Source organism: Microbispora sp. ATCC PTA-5024 (assembly GCF_000511135.2).
Classification (GTDB): Bacteria; Actinomycetota; Actinomycetes; order Streptosporangiales; family Streptosporangiaceae; genus Microbispora; species Microbispora corallina.
The window spans coordinates 365,121-379,267 of record NZ_KI866526.1 but is presented as its reverse complement, the minus strand read 5'-3'; the positions used below and the strand labels follow the sequence as shown (position 1 = coordinate 379,267).

The 14,147-nt window shown below is 73.8% G+C and carries 11 protein-coding genes; 7 read left to right on the top strand and 4 right to left on the bottom strand.

Features of this window, described 5'->3' with window-relative positions; translation table 11 throughout:
- Positions 1-110: 110 nt before the first annotated feature.
- Positions 111-2,225: an amylo-alpha-1,6-glucosidase gene (locus MPTA5024_RS32455; protein WP_051458933.1), complete on the bottom strand. Its 2,115-nt coding sequence runs from the start codon at positions 2,223-2,225 to the stop codon at positions 111-113.
- A 144-nt stretch (positions 2,226-2,369) separates the two neighbouring features.
- Here MPTA5024_RS32455 and MPTA5024_RS32450 point away from each other — a divergent pair, with 144 nt between their 5' ends.
- From MPTA5024_RS32450 to MPTA5024_RS32435, 4 genes are all read left to right on the top strand, one after another.
- A complete protein-coding gene (locus MPTA5024_RS32450) occupies positions 2,370-3,413 on the top strand; it encodes a LacI family DNA-binding transcriptional regulator (RefSeq protein WP_036331495.1) in 1,044 nt (347 codons plus the stop codon).
- A 47-nt stretch (positions 3,414-3,460) separates the two neighbouring features.
- Positions 3,461-4,708, top strand: a complete 1,248-nt coding sequence (locus MPTA5024_RS32445) for a sugar ABC transporter substrate-binding protein (RefSeq protein WP_036331494.1) — start codon at positions 3,461-3,463, stop codon at positions 4,706-4,708.
- Between the two features lie 66 nt (positions 4,709-4,774).
- Positions 4,775-5,857, top strand: coding sequence for a carbohydrate ABC transporter permease (locus tag MPTA5024_RS32440; RefSeq protein WP_036331493.1), 1,083 nt, complete (start codon positions 4,775-4,777; stop codon positions 5,855-5,857).
- Between the two features lies 1 nt (position 5,858).
- Positions 5,859-6,728, top strand: a complete 870-nt coding sequence (locus MPTA5024_RS32435; protein WP_036331492.1) for a carbohydrate ABC transporter permease — start codon at positions 5,859-5,861, stop codon at positions 6,726-6,728.
- 81 nt (positions 6,729-6,809) lie between these two features.
- Here the strand turns inward: MPTA5024_RS32435 and MPTA5024_RS32430 are convergent, their stop codons facing one another.
- Entirely contained in the window at positions 6,810-7,040 is a 231-nt protein-coding gene (locus MPTA5024_RS32430) for a hypothetical protein (protein WP_036331491.1), read from the bottom strand.
- A gap of 136 nt (positions 7,041-7,176) precedes the next feature.
- Between MPTA5024_RS32430 and MPTA5024_RS32425 the strand changes: the two genes are divergently transcribed.
- Positions 7,177-8,550, top strand: a complete 1,374-nt coding sequence (locus MPTA5024_RS32425) for a helix-turn-helix domain-containing protein (RefSeq protein WP_157099849.1) — start codon at positions 7,177-7,179, stop codon at positions 8,548-8,550.
- A gap of 267 nt (positions 8,551-8,817) precedes the next feature.
- Complete coding sequence (locus tag MPTA5024_RS32420; protein WP_036331489.1) at positions 8,818-10,449, top strand: alkaline phosphatase family protein; 1,632 nt, start codon at positions 8,818-8,820, stop codon at positions 10,447-10,449.
- A 115-nt stretch (positions 10,450-10,564) separates the two neighbouring features.
- Here MPTA5024_RS32420 and MPTA5024_RS32415 read toward each other — a convergent pair whose 3' ends face one another.
- Both MPTA5024_RS32415 and MPTA5024_RS32410 read right to left on the bottom strand, forming a co-directional pair.
- Complete coding sequence (locus MPTA5024_RS32415) at positions 10,565-11,218, bottom strand: HAD family hydrolase (protein ID WP_036331488.1); 654 nt, start codon at positions 11,216-11,218, stop codon at positions 10,565-10,567.
- A 107-nt stretch (positions 11,219-11,325) separates the two neighbouring features.
- Complete coding sequence (locus tag MPTA5024_RS32410) at positions 11,326-12,777, bottom strand: amidase (protein ID WP_036331486.1); 1,452 nt, start codon at positions 12,775-12,777, stop codon at positions 11,326-11,328.
- A gap of 106 nt (positions 12,778-12,883) precedes the next feature.
- On the opposite strand from MPTA5024_RS32410, the gene MPTA5024_RS42880 reads away from it, so the two are divergent.
- On the top strand, positions 12,884-14,147 hold a 1,264-nt coding region (locus MPTA5024_RS42880; RefSeq protein WP_036331484.1), incomplete at its 3' end, for an ATP-binding protein.

The following is a 14,147-nucleotide window of genomic DNA, read 5'->3' as shown; positions in this document are numbered from 1 at the left end:
GGCAGCGCTCCCGGCGCACCCCGCGGCGGCCAGGACGGCGACCCAGATCAGCAGGACGGCGGGGAGGCGGGGGGACATCCGGACATCGTAGGACCGGCGCGGCCGCCCGGTCAGGCGATGTCGAGAGCCATGCCGGCGGGCAGGCCCGACACGGTGGGCCGGCCTGCCGAGTCGACGGCCACGTCCACGGAGGCGTCCCCGATCCGCAGCCCGCGCGCGGAGACCGCGCCCAGCGGCGCCCCGGCCAGCGGGCGCAGCAGGACGCGGCCGCCGGGGACGTCGGGGTAGAGGCCGAGGGCCGCGTGCGCCACCGTGACGGCCGCCGCCGCCGACCAGGCCTGGGGACGGCACGCCGCCGGGTACGGCAGGGGCCGGCCGAGCCCGCCGTCCCCCGCGTACAGCTCAGGAAGCCGGTAGCCGAACGCCTCCCCCGCGGCGAGCAGCCCCTCGGCCAGACCCGCCGCCTGGGCGCCGAACCCCTCCCGCGCCAGCCCCGCCATGACGATCGCCGTGTCGTGAGCCCAGATCGAGCCGCAGTGGTACGACAGGGGGCTGAACCCGGCGTCGCGCGCGGACATCGTGCGGAGCCCGAAGCCCTCGGCCATCGACGGGCCCGCCAGCAGGCCGGCGACCCGCTCGGACTCCTCCGCGGACAGCAGGCCGGTCCCGAGCAGGTGACCGATGTTGCTGGTCAGGGCGTCCACCGGGCGCTTGTCGCGGTCGAGGGCGAGCGCCGGGAACGGCCCGTCGGGGCCGTCCACCCAGAACCGCTCGCGGAACCGGGCGGCCAGCGCCTCCGCGTAGTCGCGCCAGCGGGACCCTCCGGGGCGGCCGAAGGCGTCGAGCAGCGCGGCGGCGTGCCGGGCCGCCTGGTAGGCGTAGCCCTGGACCTCGACCAGGGCGATCGGGGGCCGGGCCTGGCCACCGTGGTGGAACCGCACGGCGTCGCCCGAGTCCTTCCAGCCCTGGTTGGCCAGGCCGTGGGAGGAGGTGTCGATGTACTCGATGAAGCCGTCGCCGTCCGGGTCGGCGTGGCCGTCCAGCCAGCCGAGGGCCGCCTCCAGGGCGGGCAGCAGCGCCGCGACCTCTCCTTCGGGCATGCCCCAGCGCCAGGCGTCGTGCAGCAGGGTGATCCACAGCGGGGTGGCGTCGATCGTGCCGTAGTAGGCGGCCGGAAGCCGCAGATTGTGGGCCTCCAGGGCGAACGCGTGCCGCCGCAGCTCGTGCATGATCTTGCCGGGGGCCTCCCCGGACGCCGCGTCGACACGCGTCCCCTGACGGCGCGCGAGCACGCGCAGCGTGCCGGCGGCGAGGCCGGTGCCGAGCGGCAGCATCATCCGGGCCGCCCAGATGCTGTCCCTGCCGAAGAGGGTCAGAAACCAGGGCACGCCGGCGCCGAGGAAGGTGTCCTCGGGCGCGTCCGCCTCCGCCAGCCGCAGCGACCGCAGGTCCTCCAGCGACTGGCCGAGCAGCCGGGTCAGCCGCCGGTCGGCCGCGGTCATCTCCGGCCGCGACCACTCCGGCGCCCCCGCCGGGGCGACCACGATCGCCGCCGGGTCGTCGACCACGGCCTCCCAGCGCAGGACGGCCCGGCCGCGCGGCGGCAGCGACACCTCCCACCGCAGCCGCCCCCCGCCCGGCGCCGCCTCGGCGCGGGCGGCCTCGCCGACCACGGTGACCCGGCCGGCCTCGGACTTCCACCACAGCTCGCCGGCGCCCGATCCGTCCGGCTCGGCCGCGGGGGCCGTCCCGCCCGACTTCACCACCTCGATCGGGGCGAAGTCGCAGGCCAGGTCGAGCGTGACCGTCGCCGCGACCGGGACGGACGCGGTCGAGACGACCTCCACGCGCTCGCCCATGCCGTACGCCCCGATCTCGCGGACCCGGTCGAGCCGCACGGTCGGGTCGGCGATGGCGTCGCCGTGCCACCGGACGACCGACACGAACCGGGTGCGGCCCGCCCCCTCGTGCACGTGGCCGAGCGCCTCCGGCTCGCGGCCGTCCACCAGGAGCACGACCTGCGAGAGCGCCCGCCGGTCCGCGTGGAACAGCCCCTGCACCCCGGCCGGCCTGACCTGCCCGTCGGGGCCGCTCAGCGCGCTGGTCGGCGCCATCACGGTGCCGACCAGGTCGTGCAGGAGCGGCTGCAGACGGCGCGCCGATCCCGGATCGGCCGATGCGGCGACGCTCTCGCCGCCCGGTTCGGACGTGGCTCCGACGAGCACGGATTGCCCCCTGGGTCGAATCGTGCCGGCGTGACCTTGACAGAAGGTCGCCGGAGGTGCAGATTGCGAAACACTTCCTTTACTTGAACGATCTAATCATGCCTTACTTCGCTTTTAACGTTCAATCCCCCGAAGGGCGCGTGCATGACCGAGAAGGTGACAATAGCTGACGTCGCCCGGCTCGCCGGCGTGTCCCGGCAGACCGTCTCGAACGCCCTGAACACCCCCGACGTCGTCCGGGAGGAGACCCGGCAGCGGGTGCTGGAGGCGGTGGAGCGGCTCGGGTACCGGGTCAACCAGGCCGCCCGCCAGATGCGCACCGGCCGGTCCCGCCTGATCGCCATCCGCATCGAGCCCGACCGGGACGGCATCAACGGCTCGGTCCTCGACCGGTTCCTGCACGGGCTCACCGACTCGGCGGCCCGGTCGGGGTACCGCGTGCTGCTCTACACGGCCGACGGCGACCAGAGCGAGATCGACACGTTCGAGGACCTGCTCGGCGCGTACGAGCCGGACGCGTTCGTGCTGACCAGCACCCACCACGACGACCTGCGCACCTCGTGGCTGCGCGACCGGAAGGTACCGTTCGTGACCTTCGGCAGGCCGTGGGGCGACCTGGAGGGGGCCGGTCACCCGTGGGTCGACGTGAACGGCGCCGCCGGGACCGCCGCGGCGACCCGCCACCTGCTCGCCGCCGGCCACCGCAGGATCGGCTTCCTCGGCTGGCCGCCGGGGTCGGGGGTCGGGGACGACCGCCGGGAGGGCTGGGCCCGCACGCTCGCCGCGGCCGGGATCGACCCCGGCGGGCTGAGCCGCGCGACCAGCGACGGCGTCGCCGACGGCGAGGCGGCCGCCCACGACCTGCTCGGCCCGGGCGGCAGCGGCGTGACCGCGCTGGTGTGCGTGAGCGACTCGCTTGCGCTCGGCGCGCTGCACGCGGCCCGCTCCCCCGGGCTCGCCTGGCGGGCGGGCGGCTCCGCCGACCGGCCCGTCGCGGTCATCGGCTTCGACGACACCCCGGTTGCCAAGGCGGTCGGCCTGACCAGCGTCAGCCAGCCTCTGGCCGAGGCCGCGGCGGGCTGCGTGGCGCTGCTCGCCCGGCTCCTCGACGGGCCCGCCCCCGCGCCGGACGACCCTCCGGCCCACGAGCTCCTCGACCCCTCGCTGGTCGTACGGCAGTCGGCCTGATCCGGCGCCGGTTCCCTCCACCCCCTCAGAAAGATCGGGAGACTCCCATGAAACGAACCGTCCGCGTCGCGGCCCTGGGCGCCGCCGCGTGCGCCGCCCTGCTGTCCTCCGCCGCCTGCGGCAGCGGCTTCGACGACAACGGCGCGCAGCCGGCCCAGCAGAGCGGCGGGCCGGCCAAGCTGCAGATCCTCATCGGCTCGTCCGGGGACGCCGAGACGGCCGCGGTGAAGCAGGCGGCGGACGCCTGGGCCAAGAAGAGCGGCTCGACCGCCACCGTGACCCCCGCGCAGGACCTCGCCCAGCAGCTCGGCCAGGCCTTCGCCGGGAACAACCCGCCGGACGTGTTCTACGTCGACGCCTCCCGCTTCGCCGACTACGCCAGCGTGGGGGCGCTGGAACCGTACGGCGACAAGATCTCCAACCCCACGGACTTCTACGAGAGCCTGCGCACGACGTTCACCTACGACGGCAAGTTCTACTGCGTGCCGAAGGACTTCTCCACCCTCGCCCTGGTCGTCAACCAGGACCTGTGGAGCAAGGCGGGCCTCGGCGACGGGGACGTGCCGACCACGTGGGACCAGCTCACGGCGGTCAGCCGCAAGCTCAAGGACAAGGGCGTCACGCCGCTGGTGTTCGGCGACACCCGCGACCGGGTCGGCGCGTTCATGGTCCAGGCCGGCGGGTGGATCACCAGCCCGGACGGCAAGACCGCCACCGCCGACAGCCCGGAGAACCTCACGGCGCTGCAGTACGTCCAGTCGCTGCTGAAGGACAAGCTCGCGCAGTTCCCCAAGCAGCTCGACGCGGGCTGGGGCGGCGAGGCGTTCGGCAAGGGCAAGGCCGCGATGACCATCGAGGGCAACTGGATCAAGGGCGCCCTCAAGGCCGACTTCCCCGACGTGAAGTACTCGGTGCACGAGCTGCCCGCCGGGCCCAAGGGCAAGGGCACGCTCTCGTTCACCAACTGCTGGGGGATCTCCGCCAAGAGCAAGTACAAGCAGCAGGCCGTCGACTTCGTCGAGGCGATGACCACGGTGGACCAGCAGATGGCCTTCGCCCGCGCGTTCGGCGTCATGCCGTCCCGGCAGTCGGCCAAGGACGCCTACACCAAGGAGTTCCCGGACGACGCCCCGTTCGTGAACGGCGCCGACTACGCCCAGGGCCCGGTCAACGCGCCGAAGATGGACAGCGTCCTGGCGGACTTCGACACCGGCATCCAGCAGCTCGCCTCCACCTCGCCCAAGACGCTGCTGGAGCGCGTGCAGAAGAACACCCAGGCCGCACTCGGCGACTGACGCAGACAGGAGCGCCCCGGCCGCGCCTCACGGCGGCCGGGGCGCGCCCGACCGGAAGGAGTTGACGTGGCCGGGAAAGCGCCGGCCGGGACCTCCCGGCTCCGCGCCGCCACGAGGGAGAACATCGCGGGCTGGCTGTTCGTGGCGCCCGTGGTGGTGATCCTGGGCCTGTTCCTGCTGCTGCCCATCCTCATGGCGCTGTGGGTCAGCCTCACCGACTGGAACGGCCAGGGCAGCCCGTTCCGCTCAGGGGTGCCGTTCGTCGGGGTGGACAACTACACGCGGCTGTTCACCGAGGAGGGCCTGGCCCGCCAGGACTTCATGACCAGCATCCGCAACAACGTCTACTACGTGCTGATCGTGGTGCCGTCGCAGACCGTGCTCGCCCTCGGCCTCGCCCTGGTCGTCAACAGCAGGCTGCTGAAGGGCCGGACGTTCTTCCGCTCGGCGTTCTTCTTCCCCTCGATCACGAGCTCCGTGGCGATCTGCGTGGTCTTCCTGTTCATCTTCGCCAACTCGGGGGCCGTGACCAGCCTGCTGAACCTGTTCGGGCTGGACGGGCCGCAGTGGTTCGCCGACTCCCGGGGGGTCGTCCACCTGCTGCTGGGCGCGCTCGGCGTGGTCGACCCGTCCTCGCCGCCGGCGGCGCTCACGGACGGGGGGCCGTTCGGGCTGTCCTGGTGGGAGTGGCTGTCGGGGCCGAGCGTCGCCATGACGACGATCATCATGCTGGTCGTGTGGACGTCGTCTGGAACGTTCATGTTGATATTCCTGGCCGCCCTCCAGGACATCCCGGTCACGCTGGAGGAGGCGAGCATGCTCGACGGGGCCGGCCGCTGGCAGCGCTTCCGGTACGTCACGCTGCCGATGCTGAAGCCGACCATGTTCCTCGTCGTGACGCTCGGCCTGATCGCCACCTGGCAGGTGTTCGACCAGGTCTACGTGATGAGCCAGGGCAACCCGGCCAAGACCACGCTGACCCCGGCCTACCTGTCGTACCAGACCGCCTTCCGCAGCTTCGACTACGGCTCGGGGACGGCGATCTCGTTCGTGCTGTTCTCCATCATCGTGGTGTTCGCGCTGATCCAGCGGTGGGTCATGCGGGACAGGAACGGCGGGGCGGGGTCCCGCCGGCTGAGGAGGTCGTGACATGGCCGCCGGGAACCGGACCCGTCCCGGAGAGGTCCGCTCGCGGACGCTCGCCTCGACCTTCGCCGGATACTTCATCCTGATCTTCTTCGCGCTCGTCTTCCTGTACCCGTTCGTCATCCAGATCGCGAACTCGTTCAAGACCGAGCCCGACGCCGCGGCCAACCCGCTGTCGCCGGTCCCGCACCCGTTCTCCCTGACCGGGTACGAGAAGGTGTTCCTGAGCACCGACATGCCGCTCTGGCTGGGCAACTCGCTGCTGGTCACGATCGTCGTCACCCTCGGGCGGGTGCTGCTGTGCTCGATGGCCGGCTACGCGCTCGCCCGGATCCGGTTCCGGGGGCGCCGGGTGCTGTTCTCGGCGACCCTCGGGGTCATGGCCGTGCCCCCCGTGGTGCTGTTCGTGCCGAAGTTCCTCGTGCTCAACCAGCTCGGCATCTACGACAGCTACACGGCGCTGATCCTCCCCCTGATCGTCGACGCGACGGCCGTCTTCATCATGAAGCAGTTCTTCGAGTCGATCCCGGTCAGCGTGGAGGAGGCGGCCCGCATCGACGGCGCCGGCGTGTGGCGGACGTTCTGGTCGGTCGTGCTGCCGATGGCCAGGCCCGCCCTGATCACTCTGACGATCCTGTCCTTCCAGGGCAGCTGGAACGAGTTCCCGCACACGCTGGTGGCGGTGCAGAGCCCCGAGCTGTTCACGCTCCCGCGCGGCCTGGCCGACCTGGTCAGCGGCTCGCTCGGCAAGGGCACGCAGTACCCGCTGAAGCTCGGGGCCGCCGTGCTCGCCACGATCCCCGTCGCGGTGATCTTCGTGGTGTTCCAGCGGTACTTCGTCCGCGGGGCCAACGAGGGCGCCGAGAAGGGCTGACCCCATCCGCCTCGGCTCGATCGCCGGCACGGGCGCTGAGGGCGAGACGCGCCCGTGCCGGGGTGCGAGGTGCGGAGGCCGTCAGCGGGCGGTGCCGAGACGGACGTCGGACGCGGTGATGACGAGCCTGTCCTGGGCGGCCAGCTCCGCGGCGAGGGAGTCGGGGTCGTCGGCGTCCAGGGTCATGGAGCACCCCATCCGGATCGCCTCGAGATCGACGTGCCCCCGCCGCGTCGCCCACCAGCGGCCCACATCCGACCTCCAGATGATCCAGCCGGTGTGGACCCGTGCGATGTCCTCCAATGTGGTCATGTGCCACTCATCTCCAACGGATTCTCGCGGGGGGTGGCATCAGGAAACCGTGTCCGGAGGCCCATGAGTATCAGCCAGGACACGTCCAATCACAGCCAGTAGCCATACGATCACGGAAACCTTCATACTGTTCGGTGTGTCACGCGACACCCGGAGCTGGGGGTGCGACATGCCGGCCAACCACCGCTACCCGCCCAATCGTCAGCTCGCGTGGGAGCGCCTGCAGCGCGGGTGGTCCTACGAGGAGCTGTGCGAGCGCATCCGCAGGGAGATGGGCTCGGCCGGCGAGACCGACACCGGTCTCACCGCGAACACGGTGCGGCGGTGGGAGACCGGCGAGCGCTGGCCGGACCCCCGCTACCGGAAGCATCTCGTGACCATATTCGGAAGGCCCGCGAGCGAACTGGGACTGCTCACCCCCGACGAGATGGCCATGCGGCCGGTCGCGGAGGTGGTGGACGAGATACGGAGGCTGCTGAGCATGATCGCCGGCCACACGGAAGGCATCGACCGCTCGACTTTCCTGCGGGGGCTCTTCGGCGTGGGCGTGCTCGCTCCGCTTCTCAGCGACTCGGGCGAGCGGCTGCCCGCCGACGACCGCCGGGGCGTCGACGCCGAGTCGGCCCGGGCGTTCGCGCGGGTGGTGGACCAGCAGGCCGCGCTGTACTGGACCGCGCCCGCCGCGGAGATCTACGAGGCGTCGCTCGCCCACACCCGGCTCGGCGTCACCCTGCTGCGCGGCGCACCCGCCGGGCCGGTCAGGCAGACGCTCGCCGAGGCGGCCGCCCGCTCGGCCCTGCTGTCGGGCCGGGTCGCGTTCTTCGACCTGGACGACTCCCCCTCGGCGGCGCGGCTCTTCCAGATGGCGCTGGCGGCCACCAAGGAGTGCGGCGACCACCCGCTGGCCGCCGCCGTCCTCGCGCACGCCGCGTTCGTCCCGGGCTTCGCGGGGGAACGGGAGGCCGCGATGGGCCTGCTCGACGCCGCGTTCGCGCACGCCTGGCACGGGGTGGGCCCGCTCACGAGGGCCTGGCTGCACTGCGTCGCCTCGGAGATCGCGGCCAGGTGCGGCGAGCCGAAGGAGTGCATGCGCCACATCGACAGGGCCGACCGGATGGTGGACGGCACCGGCGAGGACCCCCACTGGCTCGACTTCTTCGAACGGGCCCGGCTCGACGGCTTCGCCGGCTACAGCGCGCTCACCGCGGGCCACCGCGAGGAGGCGGCGCGCCGCCTGGCCCGGGCCTTGGAGCACCTCGGCCCGAACGGCGGCAAGCAGCGCTCGGTGCTGCACGCCGACCTCGCCGCGGCCCACGCCCCCGCCGACCAGGACGCGGCGGCCGACCACCTGCGCCGCGCGGTCGACGCGCTGGAGGACAGCTGGTACGGCGTGGGCCACGAGCGCGTGACCTCGGTGCTGCGCGGGCTCCCCTCGGGCGAGACGACGGCCACCCTCGCCGAGCGGCTCACCGAGCTCGGCCGCGCCGCGCGGCCCGAGCTGATCCCCTAGGCACCGCTGCCTCAAGCGGCACGGCGACACGGCGCCCGCGAGATGCCGGTACGCCGGCAACCCCTTCGCGGGCCCGGCCTTCACCCCGGCGCCGGCGACACTCCTCCGCGGGCCCGGCCTTCACGTCGGCGCCGGGCGGCCGTACGGCATGTGTCATGTATCGGTCATCCAACAGTCATATGACCTCCCTTGTCCCTCCTGCCCGGCAGGTGCAGGGTCGAAGGGTTTGACCGGGGCTTTACGTCCCGGTTGCCCAAGGGAGGTTCTGTGCGATCTTCACGAGTGCTGCCGCCCGCCGTGGCGGCCCTTGCGCTGGCCCTGCTCGCCGCCCCGCCCGCCCTGGCCAACGGCGGCGCGGGTCACGGGAACGGTCACGGCGACACGACGGTCGTCGGCCGTTACCACCACCTCGTGGTCATCTACGAGGAGAACCACAGCTTCGACAACCTGTGGGGCGGCTGGGGCCCGGTCGGGGGCCACCGCGTCGACGGGCTGTCCGGTCCCTTCACCCCCAACGCGAAGCAGGTGGCCCAGGACGGCACGCCGTACACCTGCCTGCTGCAGAACGACGTGAACCTGACCTCGCCCCCGCTGTCGTCCACCTGCCAGGACACGGCGCACGGCGTCCCGGCGAGCCACTTCGCCAACAGGCCGTTCACGATCGACGACTACATCGCGCCCACGGACAAGACCTGTCCCGCGCCCGGGGTCTTCGCGCCGAACGGCGTGCCGAAGGACAGCGCGGGCGCCGAGCCGGGCGGCTGCACCCGCGACCTCGTCCACCGCTTCTACCAGGAGCAGTACCAGATCGACCACGGCAGGCAGGACCGCTACGTCACCGGCGGCGACGCGGCCGGGCTGACGATGGGCGTGTACGACACCAGGAAGCTGCCGCTGTGGACGTACCTGCACGGGCCCGGCGCGCCCAGGTACGTCATCGCCGACCGGTTCTTCCAGGGCGCGTTCGGCGGGTCCTTCCTCAACCACCAGTACCTCATCGCGGCCCGCGCGCCCGTCGACACGGCCGCGGGGCCCGGCGGCGCCCAGGAGAGCCTGCACTCGGTGGTGGACGCCGACGGCTTCCCGAACGCCGGCTACCCGCTCTACAAGCCCGCCACCACGGTGAAGGACGCCCAGCTCACCCAGGCCTGCGGGGCCGCCGCCAACCCGGACGTCGCCTGCGGCGACTACGCGGTCAACACGATCCAGCCGGCCAGCGCGCCGTTCGGCTCGGGCCCGCAGCTTCCGCTCATCGACGACGCGAAGTACCCCAACATCGGCGACCGGCTCAGCGACGCCGGCATCGACTGGGCCTGGTACTCCGGCGGCTGGAACGACGCCGCCGGCGGCCACCCCGGCCCGCTGTTCCAGTACCACCACCAGCCGTTCAACTACTTCGCCGCGTACGCCCCCGGGCAGCCCGGCCGCGCCCACCTCAAGGACGAGACCGAGTTCGTCGCCGCGGCCCGGCAGGGCACACTGCCGGCCGTCAGCTTCGTCAAGCCGTACGGCGCGGAGAACGAGCACCCCGGCTACGCCAGCGAGGCCGAGGGCAGCGACCACCTGGTCGACCTGATCACGACGATCGAGAACGGCCCGCAGGCGAAGGACACGCTGGTCGTGGTGACGTACGACGAGTTCGGCGGCCAGTGGGACCACGTCCCGCCGCCCGGCAGGGGCAGCCCGACGTGGGGGGTGCACGACCAGTTCGGCCCCGGCACCCGCATCCCGGCGATCGTCCTGAGCCGGTCGCTGCCGCACTCCGGCGTCGACCACACGGTGTACGACACCACGTCGATCCTCGCCACGATCGAGCGGGGCCTGCACCTCGCCCCGGTCGCGACGCGGGACGCCCGCGTCAACGACCTGTCCGCCGCCCTCCGGGCCGCGGGCGCCTGACCCGGTCCGCGCCCCGCCCGTCTCCTGTCCCGGGAGACGGGCGGGACCCCTCATCGCTCGCAGGCGGGAGGCGGGCGGGACGCCTGTCGCCTACAGGTGGGAGGCGGGCGGACCCTCAGTCGCCGTTGTGCTTGCGGACGAGCGCGGGAAGCTCGCCGAGCGAGTCGATCCGGAACAGGCACCGCTGGGCCGCCGCGTCGTCCCGGAGGATGTGCCCCCAGGGCCCGCGCCGGACGAGGGCCGTGCGCAGCCCGGCCTCCTGAGCGGGCCGGATGTCGTTGTCGAGGCGGTCGCCCACGTAGAGCACCGCCCCCGGGGCGCAGCCGGCCTCCGCGACGACCCGCCGGAAGAAGGCGCGGTCGGGCTTCTCCACGCCCCAGCCGTCCGACGTGCCGATGACGTCGACCGGCAGGCCGAGCGAGCGCAGGATCCGCTCGGCCCGGGCCGTCTGGTTGCCGGCCAGCCCGAGGCGCACCCCCATGGCGGCCAGCTCGGCCAGGCACGGCCGCGCGTCCGGGTACAGGTTCTCCTCGCCGAAGGTCTCGGCCTGGCCGCGCCGGGCCCGCCGCTCGCGCTCGAGATGGAGGTCGAAGCCGGGGCGGAAGCGCTCGAAGGTCTCCCGGTAGTCGCCGCCCTGGGCGATCACCGCCCCGAACACGGCGGAGAAGGTGTGGCGCGGCACGCCCAGCCAGTCGGCCCAGGTGCCGTACTCCCGCGTCTCGTCCACCAGCGTCTCGCCGACGTCGAAGAAAACGGCCTCCAGCCTCATCCGCCCATCCCGCGTCGTGTCCACCAGATGCACACACGAACATTGGCACAGAGGATGTCCGGGACGACGGGAATCGGCCAGACTGAACCGTCCAGCCGTCCTGGCCGTTATCTAAGGGATCGTTCGGCGTCCTCAGGGTGCCGTCCGCCCGCCGCGAGCGAGACCGCCGGAGTCCTGTCACGCCACGGCAGCGCCTCCTCCAGCCGCGCGGCGACCCGGAGGAGCAGGTCCTCCCGCCCGTACGGCGCCACGAGCTGGACGCCGATCGGCAGTCCTCCCGCGCTCCAGCCCAGCGGCAGGCTGATCGCCGGCTGCCCCGCCACGTTGAACGGCATCGTGAACGGCGCGAAGTCGAAGATCGCGCGCAGCCGCTCCTCGACGGCCGGCTCCTCTCCATGGATGAGCGTCCCGTGCGGCGCCGGCAGCCGAGCCAGGGTGGGTGTCACGAGCAGGTCGCACCCGGTGAAGAAGGCGCCCATGGCCCGGGAGACCCGGTTCTGCGCGTGGAAGCCCTCGATCAGGTCGAGCGCGCTCGCCTCCCGGGCCTCCTGGAGCAGCCGCCGGGTCCGGCCCTCCAGCGACGCCGGGTCGGGCTTCCTCGGGGCGAGCAGCATGGTGGAGGCCACCGCGACCGCCTGGGCCAGCATGGCCCGCAGCACGTCGTCCCAGTCGACCGCGGGCCCGCCCGCCTCGACGCGGTGGCCCATCCCCTCCAGCACCGCCCCGGCCGCGACCGCCGCGGCGGCCACCTCGGGGTCCACGCCGCCGCCCGACCAGGAGCCGGTCGTCACGGCCACCCGCAGCGCACCGGGGTCCGCTCCCGGCTCCGACGCGTACGGGCGGAGCGGCGGCGGCGCCGTGTACTTGTCGCCCACACCCGGCCCCTCGACCGCGTCGAGCATCAGGGCGGCGTCGCGGACGGTCCGGGTCAGGGCGAACTCGTAGGCCATGCCGAACATGGGCTCGCCCATGTCGGGCCCGCTCGTGACGCGGCCCCGGCTCGGCTTGAGCCCGACCAGCCCGCAGCAGGACGCCGGGATCCGGATCGACCCCGCCCCGTCGCTCGCGTGCGCCACGGGGACGGCCCCCGCGGCCACCAGCGCCGCCGCGCCGCCGCTCGACCCGCCCGCCCCGAGGCCGGTGTCCCAGGGGTTGCGGGTGACGCCGTACCTCTCGGACTCCGTGGCGAAGTCGACCGCCATCTCGGGCACGGTCGTCACGCCGAGCACCGCGAGGCCGGCGGCCCTGAACCTCTTCATCACGTCGGTGTCGTGCCGGGCGACCACCCCGCGCAGGGCGCGGCTGCCGATCGTGAACGGCACGCCCTCGGCCACCGGGCCGTGGTCCTTGATGAGGAACGGCACCCCGGACAGCGGGCCGTCGTCCGCGTGGTCGAGCGCCCGGTCGAACACCGGCATGGCCAGCCCGTTGAGGCGCGCGTCGGCCCACTCCAGGGCCGCCCTCGCCGCCGTCTCCACCTCGGCGGCCGTGACCTCGCCCGCGCGGATGAGGTCGCGCAGCCCGGCGGCGTCGTACCTCGCGTACTCGTGCGTCTCCATGGCGTCCTCCCGTTCGTCAGGGGTCCAGCGTCGCCTCGCGGGGGCGGCCGCACATCAGGGGCAGCACTGAGGTCCGCCGCCGAGCCCTCGCTGCCACACTGGACCGATGGACGGCGCACGGGACGCCTTCGTCGGACGGGAGGCGGAGATCGCGCTCCTGCGGCACGCCGCGGCGCAGGCCCGGGCCGGGCGTGGCGGGGTCGTCCTCGTGTCGGGACCGGCCGGGATCGGCAAGTCCCGGCTGGTGGAGGAGGCGCTCTGGGGCGTGCGCCCGGTCGTCTGGGGCCACTGCGTCGCCGAGGACGGGGCGCCGCCCCTGTGGCCCTGGCTGCGCGCGCTGGCCCGCCTGCCGGCGACCGCCACGACCGGCGTCGCGAGGGGCGCGGCGGCGGACGGGGACGCCGAGGGCGGCGGGGAGGCGGGGGCGCGGTTCCTCCGTATCGCGTCGCTGACGGACGACCTGATCCGGGCGGCCGGGAACGCGGGAGGGCTCGTCGTGGTCGTCGAGGACGTCCACGACGCGGACGAGACCTCGCTGGCGATGCTCCGCCACGTCGCCGTGGAGGCCGCCGGCTCGCACCTGCTCGTGGTCGCGACGCACCGCGCCGGCGGGCCGCCGCTCGACGCCGTCGTCGCGGAGGTCGCGGGCGCCCGCGCCGCGCGGACTCTGGTCCTGCCGCCGCTCACCCGGGCGGAGGTCGCCCGGCTGCTGTCCGGACTGCCCGGCGGCTACGCCGCCGCCGGGAGCGTGCACGAGCGGACCGGCGGCTCCCCGCTGCTCGTGTCCGCCGTCGCCCGGGCCATGAAAACGAGCCATGGCGCCCCGGACGGCCCGCTCGGGAACCGTGGAGATACGGACGGCCGTGCGGAGGCCGGCCGGTGGGCGGGCGGCGGGACGGTCCCGGCCGACCTGCCCGTCCTGGTTCTCGGCATGCTCGCCGGTCTCGATCCCGCCGTACGGAGGACGGCGCGGGCGGCCGCGGTCCTCGGCGACGACCTGAACGCGTCCCCGGCCGCGACCCCGATCGCGGACCCCGCCGCGGCCCGCACTCCGGACAGGGACCCGAACGCGGACGCGGGCCCGGACAGGGATGCGGGGCCTGGCAGGGATGCGGGGCCTGGCAGGGATGCGGGGCCTGGCAGGCACCCGGACGCGGGCTTCGACGGGGACCTGGACGTGGACCTGCTCGCGGAGGTGGCCGGCGTGCCGCCCGCGGCCGTGCCCCGGCACCTCGACGCGCTCGCGTCGGCCGGGCTGCTCGCCTGGTCGCGGGGGCGGCGCGCCGTTCACGCGCTGGTGCGGGAGGGCATCGCCGCCCAGGACCCGGCCGCCACCGCTGCGGCGCACCGCTGGGCCGCCACCGCGCTGG